The sequence below is a fragment of the Burkholderia sp. KJ006 genome, assembly GCF_000262695.1.
Lineage (GTDB): Bacteria > Pseudomonadota > Gammaproteobacteria > Burkholderiales > Burkholderiaceae > Burkholderia > Burkholderia vietnamiensis.
Map to the genome: position 1 here is coordinate 571,737 of NC_017920.1, position 15,941 is coordinate 587,677.

General features: G+C 69.5%; 16 protein-coding genes. 13 read left to right on the forward strand and 3 right to left on the reverse strand.

Going from position 1 to position 15,941, the window contains the following annotated elements; genetic code table 11:
- Positions 1-11: 11 nt before the first annotated feature.
- The 13 genes from mtgA to pyrF all read left to right on the forward strand — a co-directional run bounded on the left by mtgA (position 12) and on the right by pyrF (position 13,562).
- A complete protein-coding gene (mtgA, locus tag MYA_RS02610; protein ID WP_014722419.1) occupies positions 12-749 on the forward strand; it encodes a monofunctional biosynthetic peptidoglycan transglycosylase in 738 nt (245 codons plus the stop codon).
- A gap of 426 nt (positions 750-1,175) precedes the next feature.
- Positions 1,176-2,786 (forward strand): S10 family peptidase, encoded by a 1,611-nt coding sequence (locus MYA_RS02615; RefSeq protein WP_011883228.1) that lies wholly within the window; start codon positions 1,176-1,178, stop codon positions 2,784-2,786.
- 64 nt (positions 2,787-2,850) lie between these two features.
- Positions 2,851-3,249 (forward strand): EF-hand domain-containing protein, encoded by a 399-nt coding sequence (locus MYA_RS02620; protein WP_014722420.1) that lies wholly within the window; start codon positions 2,851-2,853, stop codon positions 3,247-3,249.
- 333 nt (positions 3,250-3,582) lie between these two features.
- Positions 3,583-4,482, forward strand: a complete 900-nt coding sequence (locus MYA_RS02625) for an IclR family transcriptional regulator (protein WP_011883231.1) — start codon at positions 3,583-3,585, stop codon at positions 4,480-4,482.
- A complete protein-coding gene (locus tag MYA_RS02630; protein ID WP_014722422.1) occupies positions 4,479-5,483 on the forward strand; it encodes a 2-dehydro-3-deoxygalactonokinase in 1,005 nt (334 codons plus the stop codon). The genes MYA_RS02625 and MYA_RS02630 overlap by 4 nt, the downstream gene beginning before the upstream one ends.
- 13 nt (positions 5,484-5,496) lie before the next feature.
- On the forward strand, positions 5,497-6,174 hold the full coding sequence (locus tag MYA_RS02635) for a 2-dehydro-3-deoxy-6-phosphogalactonate aldolase (RefSeq protein WP_041493750.1): 678 nt from the start codon (positions 5,497-5,499) through the stop codon (positions 6,172-6,174).
- Positions 6,174-6,953, forward strand: a complete 780-nt coding sequence (locus tag MYA_RS02640; RefSeq protein WP_014722423.1) for an SDR family oxidoreductase — start codon at positions 6,174-6,176, stop codon at positions 6,951-6,953. The genes MYA_RS02635 and MYA_RS02640 overlap by 1 nt, the downstream gene beginning before the upstream one ends.
- Positions 6,954-7,064: 111 nt before the next feature.
- Entirely contained in the window at positions 7,065-8,060 is a 996-nt protein-coding gene (locus MYA_RS02645) for an arabinose ABC transporter substrate-binding protein (protein WP_014722424.1), read from the forward strand.
- A 71-nt stretch (positions 8,061-8,131) separates the two neighbouring features.
- The gene (gene araG, locus MYA_RS02650) at positions 8,132-9,643 is read left to right on the forward strand and encodes an L-arabinose ABC transporter ATP-binding protein AraG (RefSeq protein ID WP_014722425.1); all 1,512 of its coding nucleotides are present in this window, start codon (positions 8,132-8,134) and stop codon (positions 9,641-9,643) included.
- A gap of 79 nt (positions 9,644-9,722) precedes the next feature.
- Entirely contained in the window at positions 9,723-10,739 is a 1,017-nt protein-coding gene (gene araH / locus MYA_RS02655) for an L-arabinose ABC transporter permease AraH (protein ID WP_011883237.1), read from the forward strand.
- Between the two features lie 23 nt (positions 10,740-10,762).
- Entirely contained in the window at positions 10,763-11,560 is a 798-nt protein-coding gene (locus MYA_RS02660) for an SDR family NAD(P)-dependent oxidoreductase (RefSeq protein WP_014722426.1), read from the forward strand.
- Between the two features lie 73 nt (positions 11,561-11,633).
- Positions 11,634-12,695: an aldose 1-epimerase gene (locus MYA_RS02665; RefSeq protein WP_014722427.1), complete on the forward strand. Its 1,062-nt coding sequence runs from the start codon at positions 11,634-11,636 to the stop codon at positions 12,693-12,695.
- Positions 12,696-12,734: 39 nt separating this feature from the next.
- Positions 12,735-13,562, forward strand: a complete 828-nt coding sequence (gene pyrF / locus MYA_RS02670) for an orotidine-5'-phosphate decarboxylase (RefSeq protein WP_011883240.1) — start codon at positions 12,735-12,737, stop codon at positions 13,560-13,562.
- Between the two features lie 190 nt (positions 13,563-13,752).
- On the opposite strand, the gene MYA_RS02675 is transcribed toward pyrF, so the two are convergent.
- Genes MYA_RS02675 through thiL form a run of 3 tightly spaced genes read right to left on the reverse strand, consistent with a single transcriptional unit; the run spans position 13,753 to position 15,854 of the window.
- Entirely contained in the window at positions 13,753-14,253 is a 501-nt protein-coding gene (locus MYA_RS02675) for a CinA family protein (protein WP_011883241.1), read from the reverse strand.
- Between the two features lie 31 nt (positions 14,254-14,284).
- Entirely contained in the window at positions 14,285-14,830 is a 546-nt protein-coding gene (locus tag MYA_RS02680; protein ID WP_014722429.1) for a phosphatidylglycerophosphatase A family protein, read from the reverse strand.
- Positions 14,820-15,854: a thiamine-phosphate kinase gene (thiL, locus tag MYA_RS02685; protein ID WP_085954461.1), complete on the reverse strand. Its 1,035-nt coding sequence runs from the start codon at positions 15,852-15,854 to the stop codon at positions 14,820-14,822. The genes MYA_RS02680 and thiL overlap by 11 nt, the downstream gene beginning before the upstream one ends.
- Positions 15,855-15,941: the final 87 nt, after the last annotated feature.

Here is a 15,941-nt window from a genome sequence, read left to right on the forward strand (position 1 = left end):
GGGCGCGGCAGATGGTGGCGGCAAGCGGTACGCAGCGCACGCGCACGGTGGGCCTGGCCCGCTGGATCGTCTATGCGGGCTCGGTATTCGCCGGCGCGTGGCTCGCGACGCAGCTGTTCTATCTGGTGCAGATCGCGCTGTGGTCGTTCATCAACCCCGGTTCGACCGCGTTCATGCGCACCGACGCATGGTGGCTGTCGCACGACAAGCCGCCTGCGCAGATCCAGCATCAATGGGTGCCGTACGACCAGATCTCGCGCAACCTGAAGCGCGCACTGATCGCATCGGAGGACGCGACCTTCGCGACCAACAACGGTTACGACGTCGACGCGATCCTGCAGGCGTGGGAGAAGAACAAGGCGCGCGGCCACATCGTCGCCGGCGGCTCGACGATCACGCAGCAGCTCGCGCGCAATCTGTTCCTGTCGCGCGAGAAGAGCTACATCCGCAAGGGGCAGGAGCTGATCATCACGTGGATGCTCGAAACGGTGCTCGACAAGGAGCGCATCTTCGAGATCTACCTGAATTCGGTCGAATGGGGCCGCGGCGTCTACGGCGCCGAGGCCGCCGCCCGTTACTACTACCGGATCCCCGCGAGCCGGCTCGGCGCGTGGCAGTCGGCGCGCCTCGCGGTGATGCTGCCGAAGCCGCGCTGGTTCGACGCGCATCGCGGCTCGGCCTATCAGGCGCAGCGCGCCGCAATCATCGCGCGCCGGATGGGCGCGGCCGAGCTGCCGCAATCGCAGTAAGCGGCGCGCTCGCGCCGCCGCAGCGCCGCTCATGGCGTTCATGCGCCGATGCTGCGGCGCAGCGCAAGCAGGCCGCCGGTAGGCCGGGCGCAATCCGTTAGACGAATCCGTCTATTTCGCTTTTCCGAGCAATCTCCTCCGCACCGCGACGTTCGTTGCGGGCGTCGCACGCAATCCGTGCGCCTCTCCTAGTTTGTCCGCAGCGCGAACGCCGTTGAAAGCTGCACGAAATCGGACAGTTCGGTAATCGAAGCGTTGATGAAAGGTGTGCGCCGCACCGAACTTCAGGCGAATATTTCCAAATTTTTCAAAGCCGGAACGCTCGCGTATATTGGCCAGCGCCTCGGCTCATCGGCCGCAAGCGAGGCGGGGGGCGGCTTACCGGGCTGCTCGACACAAAAAACATTCGAGAGAAGGAAAGCAACGATGCCAGCGAGCAAAGCGAAGCTGTTGTTGGGGGTCGTGTTCTCTTCGCTGATTCTGACGGCCTGCAACGACGACGTGACGTCGTCAGCCGCAGCAGGCGCCGCCAGTTCGGCCGATCCCGCCGCCCAGACGGACCAGCCGTACAACGATCCGAACAGCTATTCGTCCAGCGCGAGCGCGTCGCTCGACGCATCCGCCGCGGTCGAAAAGGCCGCCGTCACCCATCACCAGATCACGCTGAACGGCCAGACCATCCGCTACACGGCCAGCGCCGGTCACCTCGTCGCCCGCAATCCGCAGACGGGCGCGCCCGAAGCGTCGTTCTTCTACGTCGCCTACACCGCCGACAACCAGCCCGCCGCGAAGCGTCCGGTCACGTTCCTGTACAACGGCGGCCCCGGCTCCGCATCGGTGTGGCTGCATCTCGGCTCGTTCGGCCCGAAGCGGATTCAGACCGGCGATCCGAACGCGAACACGTCGAGCTTTCCGTTCGTCGACAACGCGGAGAGCCTGCTCGACACCACCGACCTCGTGTTCGTCGACGCGATCGGCACCGGCTTCTCGGAGGCGATCGCGCCGAACACGAACCAGACGTTCTGGGGCGTCGATCAGGACGCCGGCGCATTCCGCGACTTCGTCACGCGCTACCTCACGGTGAACCAGCGCAACGCTTCGCCGAAATACCTGTTCGGCGAGTCGTACGGTACGCCGCGCACCGACGTGCTCGCGAACCTGCTCGAGACGGCCGGCGTGAAGCTCGACGGCATCGTGCTGCAGTCGTCGATCCTGAACTACAACACCAACTGCGACATGGCGAGCGACTATGTCGGCAACTCGAACAACGGCGCGAGCCCGGTGAGCTGCGCGGGCTTCGTGCCGTCCTACGGCACCGTCGGCGCGTACTACCAGCTCGACAATCCGAACCCGTCGAACCTGCCGCAGTACGCGGACCAGATGCGCCTGCTCGCCGCCGGCAGCTACGCGCCCGCGGTGAACGCGTATCTCGCGAGCCATACGCCGCCGCCGTCGTCGCTCGTCACGACGATGGTCAATGCTACCGGCGTCAAGCAGGCGCTGTGGAACGCGGACTTCAACGTGGTGCCGACCTTCTTCGACAACAGCTTCCAGGTGTCGCTGATCCCGGGCACGCTGATCGGCCGCTACGACGCGCGCGTGAACGTGCCGTCGTCGAGTCCGCTCGCGGCGGACGGCGATCCGTCGAGCACCTTCATCACGAAGCCGTTCACCGACACGATCGGCAGCTACCTGCCGAACGTGCTGAAGTACAGCGCGCAGTCCGCGTATTCGGTGAGCAGCGACGCGATCCAGACGTGGGACTGGACGCACGACGGCCTCGCGATGCCCGACACGATTCCCGATCTCGCGACTGCGCTGACGCTGAATCCGTCGCTGAAGGTGCTGTCGCTGAACGGCTATCACGACATCGCGACGCCGTTCTATCAGACCGAGCTCGACCTCGCGCGGCTCGGCACGCAACCGAACCTGACGATCAAGGACTATCAGGGCGGGCACATGGTCTATCTCGACGACACGTCGCGTCCGCAGGAGAAAGCCGACCTCGTGACTTTCTACGGCGCGGCCGCGCACTGATGCGATGTGCGGGCCGGCGCACGGCGCCGGCCGTCGACGACCTCATTCCAGACTGGAGCCTGACATGAACAAACGTTTCCTCGTGGTGGCCGTCGCGCTCGCATGCGCGGCGGCGTCAGCAACCGCTGCCGCATTCGCGCAGGCCGGCGACGCCGCCGCGCCCGCGCGGGCCCGCCAGGCGCAGCTCGGCGATCCGTACGTGCCGCCGGCCGCGCGCAAGCCGACCGCCGGCACGCAGACCACCGGCGCCGCGCTGCACGCGCAGGTCGTGCGCAAGCTCGCGCGGCAGTTCGGCGCGGCCGACACGCAGAACAACGGTTCGATCACCGAAGCGCAGGCGCGCGCGGCCGGCCTCGGCTACGTCGCGAACCACTTCCGGCAGATCGATGCGAGCGGCAGCGGCCGCGTGTCGTTCGCCGACGTGCAGCGCTACATGCAGGCGCGCAGCACGAGCCAGCAGTAAGCGCGGCGCAGGCGAACAACGGGGGCGGAGCCTGCGGTGCGCGGGCTCCGCCCCCGTGCGCATCGCGCCGCCGGCAGCACGGCGGCGCGTACTTCTCATTATCTGGACAACGCATTCAAATATTGGAGACGAGTGCGTGCGCTCCTACAATCCGAAGCACATCGACAGCTTCGGACCCACGCACCGCGCGGCGCCCGACGCATACGGAGACACCTTCCATGACCTTCGCCGGGCGCTTTCCTCGGTGCATCGACTGCCGCGTCGCCGCGACGCCCGCGCTCGCTTGCGCGTCGCGACGGCGGCTTCACCGATTCCGTTGACGAAGCCCGCTCCATGACCAACATGCCCGACACCCTTGCTCTCGACGCCCGGCGCGCGACGCCGGACGATGCGCCGCTGACCGACAGCATCGGCGCGACCAGCACGCCGCTCGACCTCGCCGCGCAGCAGGCCGGCACGCAGACGCTGCTGCGCGGCCTCGCGATCCTCGAAGCGATCGCGAACGGCGCGCGCGACATGCGTTCGATCGGCGCCGCGCTCGGCACGACGCGCAGCACGACGCACCGTCTCGTCAGCAGCCTCGTGCAGGCGCGCTACCTGCGTCAGGTGCAGGGCGGCTATCTGCTCGGGCCGAAGCTGATCGAGCTCGGCACGATCGCCCTCGAGCAGATGCCGCTGACGGCGGTCGCGCGCCCGCATCTCGAAGCGCTCGCCGAAGCGACGCTCGACACGATCCATCTCGGCGTGCGCGACGGCGACGACGTGCTGTACATCGACAAGATCCCCGGCACGCGCGGGCTGGAAATGCGTTCGCGCGTCGGCCACCGGATGCCGCTCGCGTCGACCGGCATCGGCAAGGCGATGATGCTCGACCTCGACCCGGACCTGTGGCGCTCGCTGTTCGAAGCCGCGCGGCGCGCGCTGGCCGGCGTGAATTTCAAGCCGGACAACCGGCCGGAGACGAGCGCGTTCCTGCAGCGCATGGCGCACTACGCGGCCGGCGGCTACACGTTCGACCTCGAGGAAAACGAGGCGTCGATCCGCTGCGTGGCCGCGCCGATCCGCGATGCATCGGGCGCGATCGTGGCGGCCGTGTCGGTTGCCAGCACGATTCCGTACATGCCGCACGACCGGATGGACGAACTGATTCCGCTCGTGCAGCGCGAAGCGCGAGCCATTTCCGCGGAGCTGGGCTGGAGCCCGCCGCAGGGTACCCGCAGGATCAAACGATGACCAATTCGACCGGGACCGCTCCGGACGCCGCACCGTCGCTGATCGCGCTCGACTGGGGCACGACGTCGCTGCGCGCCTATCTGTTCGACGCGCACGGCGCGCTCATCGACACGCGCAGCCGCGCGGCAGGCGTGATGCACGTGCCCGCCGACGGCGCGCGCGCGTTCGACGACGTGTTCGAAGAGGCGTGCGGCGACTGGCTCGACCGCGCGCCCGGCGTGCCGGTGCTGGCCGCCGGGATGGTCGGCAGCGCGCAGGGCTGGCGCGAGGCGCCGTACGTCGCGGTGCCGGCCGGCGCCGATGCGCTCGTCGCCGGTCTCGTCACGGTAAGCACCGCGCGCGGCACGACGGTGGCGATCGTGCCGGGCGTGATCGCGACGGGCGAACTGCCGGACGTGATGCGCGGCGAGGAAACCCAGATCTTCGGCGCACTCGCGAACGATCCATTGCTTGATGCCGATCGTTCAGGCGTACTGATCGGGCTGCCGGGCACGCATGCGAAGTGGGCGTGGGTGAAGGACGGGCTGATCGAGCGCTTCCAGACCTTCATGACCGGCGAGCTGTACGCGGCGCTGCGCGATCACACGATCCTCGGCCGCACCATGCGCGCGAGCGCGTCGTCCGACCGCGCGGCGTTCGAGCGCGGCGTCGCGGTCGCGCGCGGCGCGCGGCACACGGGGCTGCTCGCGACCGTCTTCAGCACGCGCACGCTCGGCCTGACCGGGCGGCTCGCGCCCGATGCGCAGGGCGATTACCTGTCCGGCCTGTTGATCGGCCATGAACTGAATGCGCTCGCCGCGATGCTCGCGGAGCGCGGCGTCGCGCTCGCGAACCAGCCGCTGCTGCTGATCGGCGACGACGGCTTGTGCGCCCGCTACGTCGATGCGCTGCGCGGGTTCGGCTGCACCCATGCGCGCGTCGTCGCGCAGGCGACCGAACGCGGCCTGTGGTGGATCGCCGCGCGCGCCGGGCTGGTGCGCGCCGACCAACGAACCGATTGAAGAGGAACCGTCCATGCCGTCCGACCTCACGCTGCCCGCACCGTACACGCCGCACCCCGCCTTGATGCATGCGTTCGACGCGTGTCCGCTGATCGCCATCATGCGCGGCATCACGCCCGCGGAAGCCGTCGATCACGGGCTCGCGCTGCATGAAGCCGGCTTCCGGATCGTCGAGGTGCCGCTCAATTCGCCCGAACCGTTCGCCAGCATCGCCGCGCTGCGCCGCGCGTTGCCCGACGACATGATCGTCGGCGCAGGCACCGTGCTGCGCGCCGAATTCGTCGAGCGCGTGCGCGACGCGGGCGGCGCGCTGATCGTGATGCCGCACTCGGACGCCGCCGTGATCCGCCGCGCGCGCGAGCTGGACCTCGCCAGCGCGCCGGGCGTCGCGACGCCGACCGAGGCGTTCGCCGCGCTCGCCAACGGCGCCGACGTATTGAAGATGTTCCCGGCCGAGCAGCTCGGCGTGCCGGTCGTGAAGGCGTGGCGCGCGGTGATCGACCGCGCGGTGCCGCTGATTCCGGTCGGCGGCGTCACGCCGGACAACATGCAGCCGTTCCTGGCGGCCGGCGCGAACGGCTTCGGGCTCGGCTCGGCGCTGTATCGGCCGGGCCAGACGGCGGACGCGACGGCCGCGAACGCGCGCGCGTTCCAGGCCGGCCTGCGCGCGGCGCGCGGCGGAGCCGCATGATGGCGCGGCTGGCCGGCAAGGTCGCCGCGGTGACGGGCGCGGCACGCGGCATCGGCGCGGCGATCGCGCATGCGTTCGCGCGCGAGGGCGCGTGCGTCGCGCTGCTCGACGTCGACGTCGAGCACGCGCAGCGCACCGCCGCCGCGATCGCCGCCGAGGTCGACGGCGCGCGCGTGCTCGCGCTGCATGCGGACGTCACGCGCCAGGACTCGATGCGCGCTGCGCTGGCGCGCACCGAAGCCGAATTCGGCCCGCTCGACGTGCTGGTGAACAACGCGGGCATCAACGTGTTCGCCGATCCGCTGACGATGAGCGACGACGACTGGCGCCGCTGCTTCGCGGTCGACCTCGACGGCGTGTGGCACGGCTGCCGCGCGGCGCTGCCGGACATGGTCGAACGCGGCCGCGGCTGCATCGTGAACATCGCGTCGACGCATGCGTTCAGCATCATTCCGGGCTGCTTTCCGTACCCGGTCGCGAAACACGGCGTGCTCGGGCTCACGCGTGCGCTCGGCATCGAATACGCGGCGCACAACGTGCGGGTGAACGCGATCGCGCCCGGCTACATCGACACGCAGCTCACCCGCGACTGGTGGGATGCGCAGGACGACCCGGCGGCGGCGCGCGCGCAGACGCTCGCGCTGCAGCCGATGAAGCGCATCGGCCAGCCGGACGAAGTCGCGATGACGGCCGTGTTCCTCGCGTCCGACGAGGCGCCGTTCATCAATGCCACGTGCATCACGGTCGACGGCGGGCGCGCGGCGCTGTACCACGACTGAGGCGCCTGACGTAACGATTCGAAAGACCGCACGTGCGACGGCCGCGCGCACGCTGCGTCGAAACCAACAAGCGGCTGCATCCCGTTCGATGAAGACAAGGAGACACTGGACATGAAACGCAGAACCTTCGTAACGCTGGCCGCGGCGGCCGCGGTGGTGCTCGGCAGCCCGCTCGCGCAGGCGGCCGATCCGGTCAAGATCGGCTTCCTCGTGAAGCAGCCGGAAGAGCCGTGGTTCCAGGACGAATGGAAGTTCGCCGAGATCGCCGCCAAGGACCGCGGCTTCACGCTCGTGAAGATCGGCGCGCCGTCGGGCGAGAAGGTGATGAGCGCGATCGACAACCTGTCCGCGCAGAAGGCGCAGGGCTTCATCATCTGCACGCCCGACGTGAAGCTCGGGCCGGGCATCGTCGCCAAGGCGAAGTCGCACAACCTGAAGATGATGACGGTCGACGACCGCCTCGTCGACGGCGCGGGCAAGCCGATCGAATCGGTGCCGCACATGGGCATCTCCGCGTACAACATCGGCAAGCAGGTCGGCGACGGCATCGCGGCCGAGATCAAGAAGCGCGGCTGGAACATGAAGGAAGTCGGCGCGATCGACATCACCTACGAGCAGCTGCCGACCGCGCACGACCGCACGAGCGGCGCGACCGACGCGCTGGTCGCCGCCGGCTTCCCGAAGGCCAACGTGATCGCCGCGCCGCAGGCGAAGACCGACACCGAGAACGCGTTCAACGCGGCGAACATCGCGCTCACCAAGAACCCGCAGTTCAAGCACTGGGTCGCCTACGGCCTGAACGACGAGGCCGTGCTCGGCGCGGTGCGCGCGGCCGAAGGGCGCGGCTTCAAGGCCGACAACATGATCGGGATCGGCATCGGCGGCTCGGAGTCGGCGCTGAACGAGTTCAAGAAGCCGCAGCCGACCGGCTTCTACGGCACCGTGATCATCAGCCCGAAGCGCCACGGCGAGGAAACCTCGGAGCTGATGTACGCGTGGATCACGCAGGGCAAGGCGCCGCCGCCGCTCACGCTGACGACGGGCATGCTCGCGACGCGCGAGAACGTGGCGAAGGTGCGCGAGGAGATGGGGCTCGCGTCGAAGTAAGCGAGCAAGCGGGATGCCGGCCGCCGCGGCGATGCGGCGGCCGGCGATCGATCTGGAAGTGGGGAGACGACGTGTCAGCGGCACTGCGTTTTGACAATATCGGCAAGGTATTTCCCGGCGTGCGCGCACTCGACGGCATCTCGTTCGACGTGCATGCGGGCGAGGTGCATGGCCTGATGGGCGAGAACGGCGCGGGCAAGTCGACGCTGCTGAAGATTCTCGGCGGCGAATACCAGCCCGATGCGGGCAGCGTGCTGGTCGACGGCCAGCCCGTGCATTTTTCGAGTGCGGCCGCGTCGATCGCGGCCGGCATCGCGGTGATTCACCAGGAACTGCAGTACGTGCCCGACCTGACGGTCGCGGAGAACCTGCTGCTCGGCCGGCTGCCGAACGCGCTCGGCTGGGTGAAGAAGGGCGAGGCGAAGCGCCACGTGCGCGAGCGGCTCGCCGCGATGGGCGTCGATCTCGACCCCGACGCGAAGCTCGGGCGGCTGTCGATCGCGCAGCGCCAGATGGTCGAGATCTGCAAGGCACTGATGCGCAACGCGCGCGTGATCGCGCTCGACGAACCGACCAGCTCGCTGTCGCATCGCGAGACGGAAGTGCTGTTCAAGCTCGTCGACGATCTGCGCGCGCAGGGCCGCGCGCTGATCTACATCTCGCACCGGATGGACGAGATCTACCGGCTCTGCGACGCATGCACGATCTTCCGCGACGGCCGCAAGATCGCGTCGCACCAAGCGCTTGCCGACGTGCCGCGCGAGCGGCTGGTCGCCGAGATGGTCGGGCGCGAGATCGCGGACATCTACCACTACGCGCCGCGCGCGCTCGGCGACGTGCGGTTTTCGGCCGAAGGCGTCGATGGCCCGGCGCTGCGTGAGCCGGCGAGCTTCTCGGTGCGCGCGGGCGAGATCGTCGGCTTCTTCGGGCTGGTGGGCGCGGGACGCAGCGAGCTGATGCGGCTCGTGTACGGCGCGGACCGCCGGCGCGCGGGCGTGCTGACGCTCGACGGCCGGCGCATCGACGTGAAGCGCACCGGCGACGCGATCCGTCACGGCATCGTGCTGTGTCCGGAGGACCGCAAGGAGGAAGGGATCATCGCGATGGCGTCGGTCGCGGAGAACATCAACATCAGCTGCCGCCGCCATTCGCTGCGCGCGGGGCTGTTCATCGACCGCAAGACCGAAATCGAAACGGCCGACCGCTTCATCCAGCGGCTGAAGATCAAGACGCCGAACCGCCGGCAGAAGATCCGCTTCCTGTCGGGCGGCAATCAGCAGAAGGCGATCCTGTCGCGCTGGCTCGCGGAGCCCGACCTGAAGGTCGTGATCCTCGACGAGCCGACGCGCGGCATCGACGTGGGCGCGAAGCACGAGATCTACGACGTGATCTACCGGCTCGCGGAGCGCGGCTGCGCGATCGTGATGGTGTCGTCGGAGCTGCCCGAAGTGCTGGGCGTGTCCGATCGCATCGTCGTGATGCGCGAAGGGCGCATCGCGGGCGAGCTGCCGCGCGAGCGCGCGAACGAGCATGCGGTGCTGAGCCTCGCGCTGCCGCAGACGAGCGCCGCGCAGGCGGCCTGAGGCGGCCGCACGCGGCCGGGACATTCGAATCGATCACGCGCGGCACGGGCCGCGCGAAGCAGGAGCAGGAGACACAACCATGCAAGTCAGGGAAAACCTCGCGAGCGCAGCCGTGAAGCCGTCGGCCGACGCGCTGGTGCCGCAGCAGAGCGATCGCCAGAAGTGGTGGCAGCACCTCACCGAATACAGCCTGATCGCGATCTTCGCGGTGATGTTCATCACGATGTCGCTGACGGTCGATCACTTCTTCTCGATCGACAACATGCTCGGCCTCGCGCTGTCGATCTCGCAGATCGGGATGGTCGCGTGCACGATGATGTTCTGTCTCGCGTCGCGCGACTTCGACCTGTCGATCGGCTCGACCGTCGCGTTCTCCGGCGTGCTGTGCGCGATGGTGCTGAACGCGACCGACAACACGCTGGTCGCGATCGTCGCGGCGGTCGCGGCCGGCGCGGCGATCGGCTTCGTGAACGGCGCGGTGATCGCGTATCTGCGCATCAACGCGCTGATCACGACGCTCGCGACGATGGAGATCGTGCGCGGGCTCGGCTTCATCGTGTCGAAGGGGCAGGCGGTCGGCGTGTCGTCGGATACCTTCATCGCGCTGGGCGGGCTGTCGCTGTTCGGTGTGTCGCTGCCGATCTGGGTCACGCTGCTGTGCTTCATCGTGTTCGGCGTGCTGCTGAACCAGACCGTGTACGGCCGCAACACGCTCGCCATCGGCGGCAACCCGGAGGCGTCGCGCCTCGCCGGGATCAACGTCGAGCGCACACGCGTCTACATCTTCCTGATCCAGGGCGCGGTGACGGCGCTCGCGGGCGTGATCCTCGCGTCGCGCATCACGTCGGGCCAGCCGAACGCCGCGCAGGGCTTCGAGCTGAACGTGATCTCCGCGTGCGTGCTCGGCGGCGTATCGCTGATGGGCGGCCGCGCGACGATCTCGGGCGTCGTGATCGGCGTGCTGATCATGGGCACGGTCGAGAACGTGATGAACCTGCTGAACATCGACGCGTTCTATCAGTACCTGGTGCGCGGCGCGATCCTGCTCGCGGCCGTGCTGCTCGACCAGCTGAAGAACCGCGGCGTACGCGACTGACCGATTCCACGGAGACGATCCGCATGACTCTCGACACTTCCGCGCAGCACGCGCGCTATGCGCGCTACCCGAGCCTCGCCGATCGCGCGGTGCTGATCACGGGCGGCGCGACCGGCATCGGCGCGTCGTTCGTCGAGCACTTCGCGCGCCAGGGCGCGCGCGTCGCGTTCGTCGATCTCGACGCGCAGGCGGGCGCGGCGCTGGCCGAACGCCTCGCCGGCGAGCCCGAGGTACGCCACGCGCCGCTGTTCGTCGCGTGCGACCTGACCGACATCGACGCGCTGCGCGGCACGATCGACGCGATCCGCGCGCGGCTCGGCGCGATCGACGTGCTCGTGAACAACGCGGCGAACGATGCGCGCCACGCGATCGCCGACGTGACGCCCGCGTCGTTCGACGCCGGCATCGCGGTGAACCTGCGTCACCAGTTCTTCGCCGCGCAAGCCGTGATCGACGACATGAAGCGTCAGGGCGGCGGCGCGATCATCAATCTCGGCTCGATCAGCTGGATGCTGAAGAACGGCGGCTATCCCGTCTACGTGATGGCGAAGGCGGCCGTGCAGGGGCTCACGCGCGGGCTCGCGCGCGATCTCGGGCCGTTCGGGATCCGCGTGAATTCGCTGGTGCCCGGCTGGGTGATGACCGACAAGCAGCGCAGGCTGTGGCTCGACGACGCGGGCCGCGCGGCGATCAAGGCCGGCCAGTGCATCGACGCCGAATTGCTGCCGGACGATCTCGCGCGCATGGCGCTGTTTCTCGCGGCCGACGACAGCCGGATGATCACCGCGCAGGACGTGGTGGTCGACGGCGGCTGGGCCTGATTGCGACGTCGCGTTCGCACGGCGCCGCGCGAGCGCGCCGTATCGTTTCATCGACGAAGGAAAGGAGTTCGACATGACTGCCACGCCCTCGCGCGCATCGTCGTCCACGAGCCAGACGCGCCGCGCGCGCCTGGCTGCCGCCGCGCAGCCGGTCAGCGCCGGCCCGCAGACCGCCGCGTTCGCGCAGGGCGTCGGCGCCGCGCATGCGGCGGCCGTCACGCTGTCGAACGCGTTGCTGCGGCTCGACGTGCTGCCGCATCTCGGCGGCGGCATCGCGCGCTTCGACTGGCGCGGCGATCACGGCGTGGCGGTGCCGGTGTTCCGCCGTTGCGAGCAGCCGGATAGCGCGACCGATCCGAACGCGCTCGCGTGCTATCCGCTGCTGCCTTACTCGAACCGGATCGGCAACGGCCGCTTCGAATGCGACGGGCGCAACGTCGCGGTGCCGCGCAACCGGCGCGACGAGCCGCTGCCGATTCACGGCGACGGCTGGCTCGCGCGGTGGCAGGTCGACGACGCGACCGCCACGTCGCTGCAGCTGTCGCTCGATCGCGCGAGCGGCGCGCCGTATGCGTTCCGGGCGATCCAGTCGTTCGAGCTCGACGACGCGACGCTGTCGATCGCGCTGTCGATCGAGAACGCCGGGCGCGCGCGGCTGCCGTTCGGGCTCGGCCTGCATCCGTTCGTGGTGCGCGACGACACGACCGAGCTGGCCGCCGCCGCCGGCGGACTGTGGCTGTCGGGCGCCGATTTCCTGCCGGTGCGGCACGTGAGCGTGCCGCCCGCATGGCAGTTCGGCGTCGCGTATCCGCTGCCGCCCACGCTCGTCAATCACGCGTTCACCGGCTGGGGCGGCCACGCGACGATCAGCTGGCCGCGCCGCGCGCTGTCGCTGACGATCGCCGCCGACGTCGACGCGTATGTGCTGTACACGCCGCCCGGCGAGGATTTCTTCTGCTTCGAGCCGGTCGATCATCCGATCAATGCGGTGAACCTGCCGGGCGGCGCGGCCGCGCACGGGATGACGCTGCTCGCGCCCGGCGAACGGCTCACGCGGCGCTTTTCGTTCACCGTCGCGCGCACCGATGCGCGGGTCGACGCGGCCGCGCGCGAAGCGCGCTGGCGACGCGGGTAAAATACGCGGTCTACCAACGGTTTGCCGCGAGTATCCGCCATGTCTTCCCCGCTTACTTTCATCGAATCGCTGCGCGCCGCGTGGCAGCGCACGAATTCGCTGCTGTGCGTCGGCCTCGATCCCGAGCCGTCGCGCTTTCCCGTGCAGTTCGACGGCCAGCCCGATGCGATCTTCGAATTCTGCCGGCAGATCGTCGACGCCACCGCGCCGTATGCGAGCGCGTTCAAGCCGCAGATCGCGTACTTCGCCGCGCATCGCGCGGAAGACCAGCTCGAGCGGCTGATCGCGCATATCCATCTGCAGCATCCGGGCCTGCCCGTGATCCTCGACGCGAAGCGCGGCGACATCGGCAGCACGGCCGAGCAGTACGCGCGCGAAGCGTTCGAGCGCTATCGCGCGGACGCGGTCACGGTCAATCCGTACATGGGCTACGACTCGGTCGAGCCGTACTTCGAGCACGAAGGCAAGGGCGTGATCGTGCTGTGCCGCACGTCGAACCCGGGCGGCTCCGACCTGCAGTTCCTCGACACCAACGGCCGGCCGCTGTACCAGGTCGTCGCGGATCTCGCCGCGAACAAGTGGAACGCGAAGAACGGCCAGCTCGGCCTCGTGGTCGGCGCGACGTTCCCGAACGAGATCGAGGTCGTGCGCGGGATCGTCGGCGACATGCCGCTGCTGATTCCGGGCATCGGCGCGCAGGGCGGCGACGTGCAGGCGACCGTCACCGCGGGCCGCACCGCCGACGGCACGGGGATGATGATCAACTCGTCGCGCGCGATCCTGTACGCGAGCCGCGACGAGGATTTCGCCGAAGCCGCCGCGCTCGCCGCGCAGAAGACGCGCGACGCGATCAACGCGTATCGCTGACCTTGCCGGCCGCCCGTTCGGGCGGCCGCTCGCCGCGTCGGCGTGCGCAGCCGCATCCGCGGACCGCGAACTGCGCGCGTCGCTCGCGCTTGTCACCGATCCTTAACGACGGCACGCCGGTGAGACGGCAGACGGAAACCGGATCGTCGTGAAGCACGACGCGATCCGGCAAGCGGGCGGGGCGGGCGGATCAGCCCTCGCGTTCGTCGAGCAGCTTCAACAGCCCGCGCAGCGCATGCGCGGCCGCCTGCGTGCGGATCTGCTCGCGGTCGCCCTTGAACACGAGCGTCTCGACGTCGGTGTGCAGCCGGTTGCTCCACGCGAACGACACGGTGCCGACCGGCTTCTTCTCGCTGCCGCCGCCCGGCCCGGCGATGCCGGTGACCGACAGCGCGACCTGCGCGCGGCTGTTGCGCAGCGCGCCTTCGGCCATCGCGCGGGCGACCGGCTCGCTGACCGCGCCGTGCTTCTCGATCAGGTCGGGCGGCACGCCGATCATCTCGCTCTTGGCCTGGTTCGAATAGGTGACGAAGCCGCGCTCGAACCACTGGCTGCTGCCGGAGATGTCGGTGATCGCGGCGGCGATCATGCCGCCCGTGCAGGACTCGGCGGTGGCGAGCGACAGGTGCTCGTCACGCAATTTGTTGCCTGCGCGGATCGCAAGCTGATGGACGACTGAATCGGTTGGCATGCGCGTCGGGAAACGGGAGTCGGGAAATCGGTCAGCCGACGACCGAGCGCCACAGCGCGATCACGAGCAGCGTCATGAACGCGGCGACCAGATCGTCGACCATGATGCCGAGCCCGCCTTTCACGCGGCGGTCGAAGTAGCGGATCGGCGGCGGCTTCAACATGTCGAACAGGCGAAACACGACGAACGCCCACAGCTGGCCGACGAAGGTCGCCGGCGTGACGAACAGCATCACGAGCCAGATCGCGACGATTTCATCCCAGACGATGGGGCCCGGATCGGCGTTGCCCATCTTGCGTGCGGTGAAGCCGGTCAGCCAGGTGCCGGCGGCGAAGCCGAGCGCGATCAGCGCCCACCATTCGGGCACCGTCAGATAGCGGTTGAGCACGACGAACGTCAGCCAGCCGAACAGCGTGCCGAACGTGCCGGGCAGGAACGGCGCGAGCCCGCTGCCGAAGCCGAGCGACACGAGGTGCGCCGGGTGCGACAGCATGAAGCGCGCGCTCGCGCGCCGCGGGGCGAGCGGGGCGGCGCCGGGCGCTGCCTCGGCTTGCGCGTGCGTCGGATCAGTGTGCATCGAAGTGGTCGAAGCCGTGCAACGTGAGGGTGAGGGGCGCGCCGGCGGCGTCGCGCCACGCGATCGCGGGCCGCTCCGACGGCGAAGACAACGCGCGTATTGTACCGATTCGCGTGACCCGCACCGCCGCGCTCGCGCCGGCTGCCTCGACCGCCCCGCGGGCCGCGGGCGGCGCGGTGAAGCACAGCTCGTAGTCGTCGCCGCCGGCGAGCGCGCAGCGCCGCTGCACGTCGGGCGGCAACGCCGCGAGCGCCGCCGAGCGCGGCACCGCATCGGCGTCGACGTCCGCGCCCACGTTCGAGCGCGTGAGGATGTGCTGGAGATCGCCGGCGAGCCCGTCCGAGATGTCGAGCGCCGCATGCGCGACGCCGGCGAGCGCGAGCCCGAGCGCAATGCGCGGCTCGGGACGCTCGAGCGCGCGGCGGAACGCCGCTGCGTCGTCGGCGCCGGCGCGCCATTCTCCGCGTGCGATGCCGAGGCCCGCGCGCGCGTCGCCGAGCGTGCCGGACACCCAGACGTCGTCGCCGGGGCGCGCGGCATCGCGCCGCAGCACGGCGTCCGGCGCCACTTCGCCGAACACCGTCACGCACAGGTTCAGCGGCCCGCTCGTCGTGTCGCCGCCGATCAGCTCGCAGCCGAACCGGTCGGCGAGCGCGAACAGCCCGCGGCTGAACGCGTCGAGCCACGCGGCATCCGCGCGCGGCAGCGCGCACGCGAGCGTGAACGCGCGCGGCGCGGCGCCCATCGCGGCGAGGTCGGACAAATTGACCGCGAGCGTCTTGTGACCGAGCGCGTCGGGCGCGACGTCGGGGAAGAAGTGGCGGCCTTCCACCAGCATGTCGGTCGAAATGGCCAGCAGTTTTCCGGAACGCGGCTCGAGCAGCGCGCAATCGTCGCCGATGCCGAGCGTCGACGTGCGGGTGCCGCGGGCCGCGCGGCGCGCGAAGAAGCGATCGATCAGCGAAAACTCGGACAGGGCGGCTGGCACGGCGGACGGACCCGGAAGCGGTGAAAGGAACGGCATTGTACGAGGCGAACGGCGCCGTTTCTGCACCGTTCAGTCCATTTTTGTCGCGGCTGTTGCACCCGAAACGCCGGTCTGACGGGGTTG

What these genes read in the sequence shown, in the direction of transcription:
- mtgA (WP_014722419.1), top strand. Translation starts at nt 12, where the DNA reads ATGGTGGCGGCAAGCGGTACGCAGCGCACGCGCACGGTGGGCCTGGCC.
- MYA_RS02615 (WP_011883228.1), top strand. Translation starts at nt 1,176, where the DNA reads ATGCCAGCGAGCAAAGCGAAGCTGTTGTTGGGGGTCGTGTTCTCTTCG.
- MYA_RS02620 (WP_014722420.1), top strand. Translation starts at nt 2,851, where the DNA reads ATGAACAAACGTTTCCTCGTGGTGGCCGTCGCGCTCGCATGCGCGGCG.
- MYA_RS02625 (WP_011883231.1), top strand. Translation starts at nt 3,583, where the DNA reads ATGACCAACATGCCCGACACCCTTGCTCTCGACGCCCGGCGCGCGACG.
- MYA_RS02630 (WP_014722422.1), top strand. Translation starts at nt 4,479, where the DNA reads ATGACCAATTCGACCGGGACCGCTCCGGACGCCGCACCGTCGCTGATC.
- MYA_RS02635 (WP_041493750.1), top strand. Translation starts at nt 5,497, where the DNA reads ATGCCGTCCGACCTCACGCTGCCCGCACCGTACACGCCGCACCCCGCC.
- MYA_RS02640 (WP_014722423.1), top strand. Translation starts at nt 6,174, where the DNA reads ATGGCGCGGCTGGCCGGCAAGGTCGCCGCGGTGACGGGCGCGGCACGC.
- MYA_RS02645 (WP_014722424.1), top strand. Translation starts at nt 7,065, where the DNA reads ATGAAACGCAGAACCTTCGTAACGCTGGCCGCGGCGGCCGCGGTGGTG.
- araH (WP_011883237.1), top strand. Translation starts at nt 9,723, where the DNA reads ATGCAAGTCAGGGAAAACCTCGCGAGCGCAGCCGTGAAGCCGTCGGCC.
- MYA_RS02660 (WP_014722426.1), top strand. Translation starts at nt 10,763, where the DNA reads ATGACTCTCGACACTTCCGCGCAGCACGCGCGCTATGCGCGCTACCCG.
- MYA_RS02665 (WP_014722427.1), top strand. Translation starts at nt 11,634, where the DNA reads ATGACTGCCACGCCCTCGCGCGCATCGTCGTCCACGAGCCAGACGCGC.
- pyrF (WP_011883240.1), top strand. Translation starts at nt 12,735, where the DNA reads ATGTCTTCCCCGCTTACTTTCATCGAATCGCTGCGCGCCGCGTGGCAG.
- MYA_RS02675 (WP_011883241.1), bottom strand. Translation starts at nt 14,253, where the DNA reads ATGCCAACCGATTCAGTCGTCCATCAGCTTGCGATCCGCGCAGGCAAC.
- MYA_RS02680 (WP_014722429.1), bottom strand. Translation starts at nt 14,830, where the DNA reads ATGCACACTGATCCGACGCACGCGCAAGCCGAGGCAGCGCCCGGCGCC.
- thiL (WP_085954461.1), bottom strand. Translation starts at nt 15,854, where the DNA reads ATGCCGTTCCTTTCACCGCTTCCGGGTCCGTCCGCCGTGCCAGCCGCC.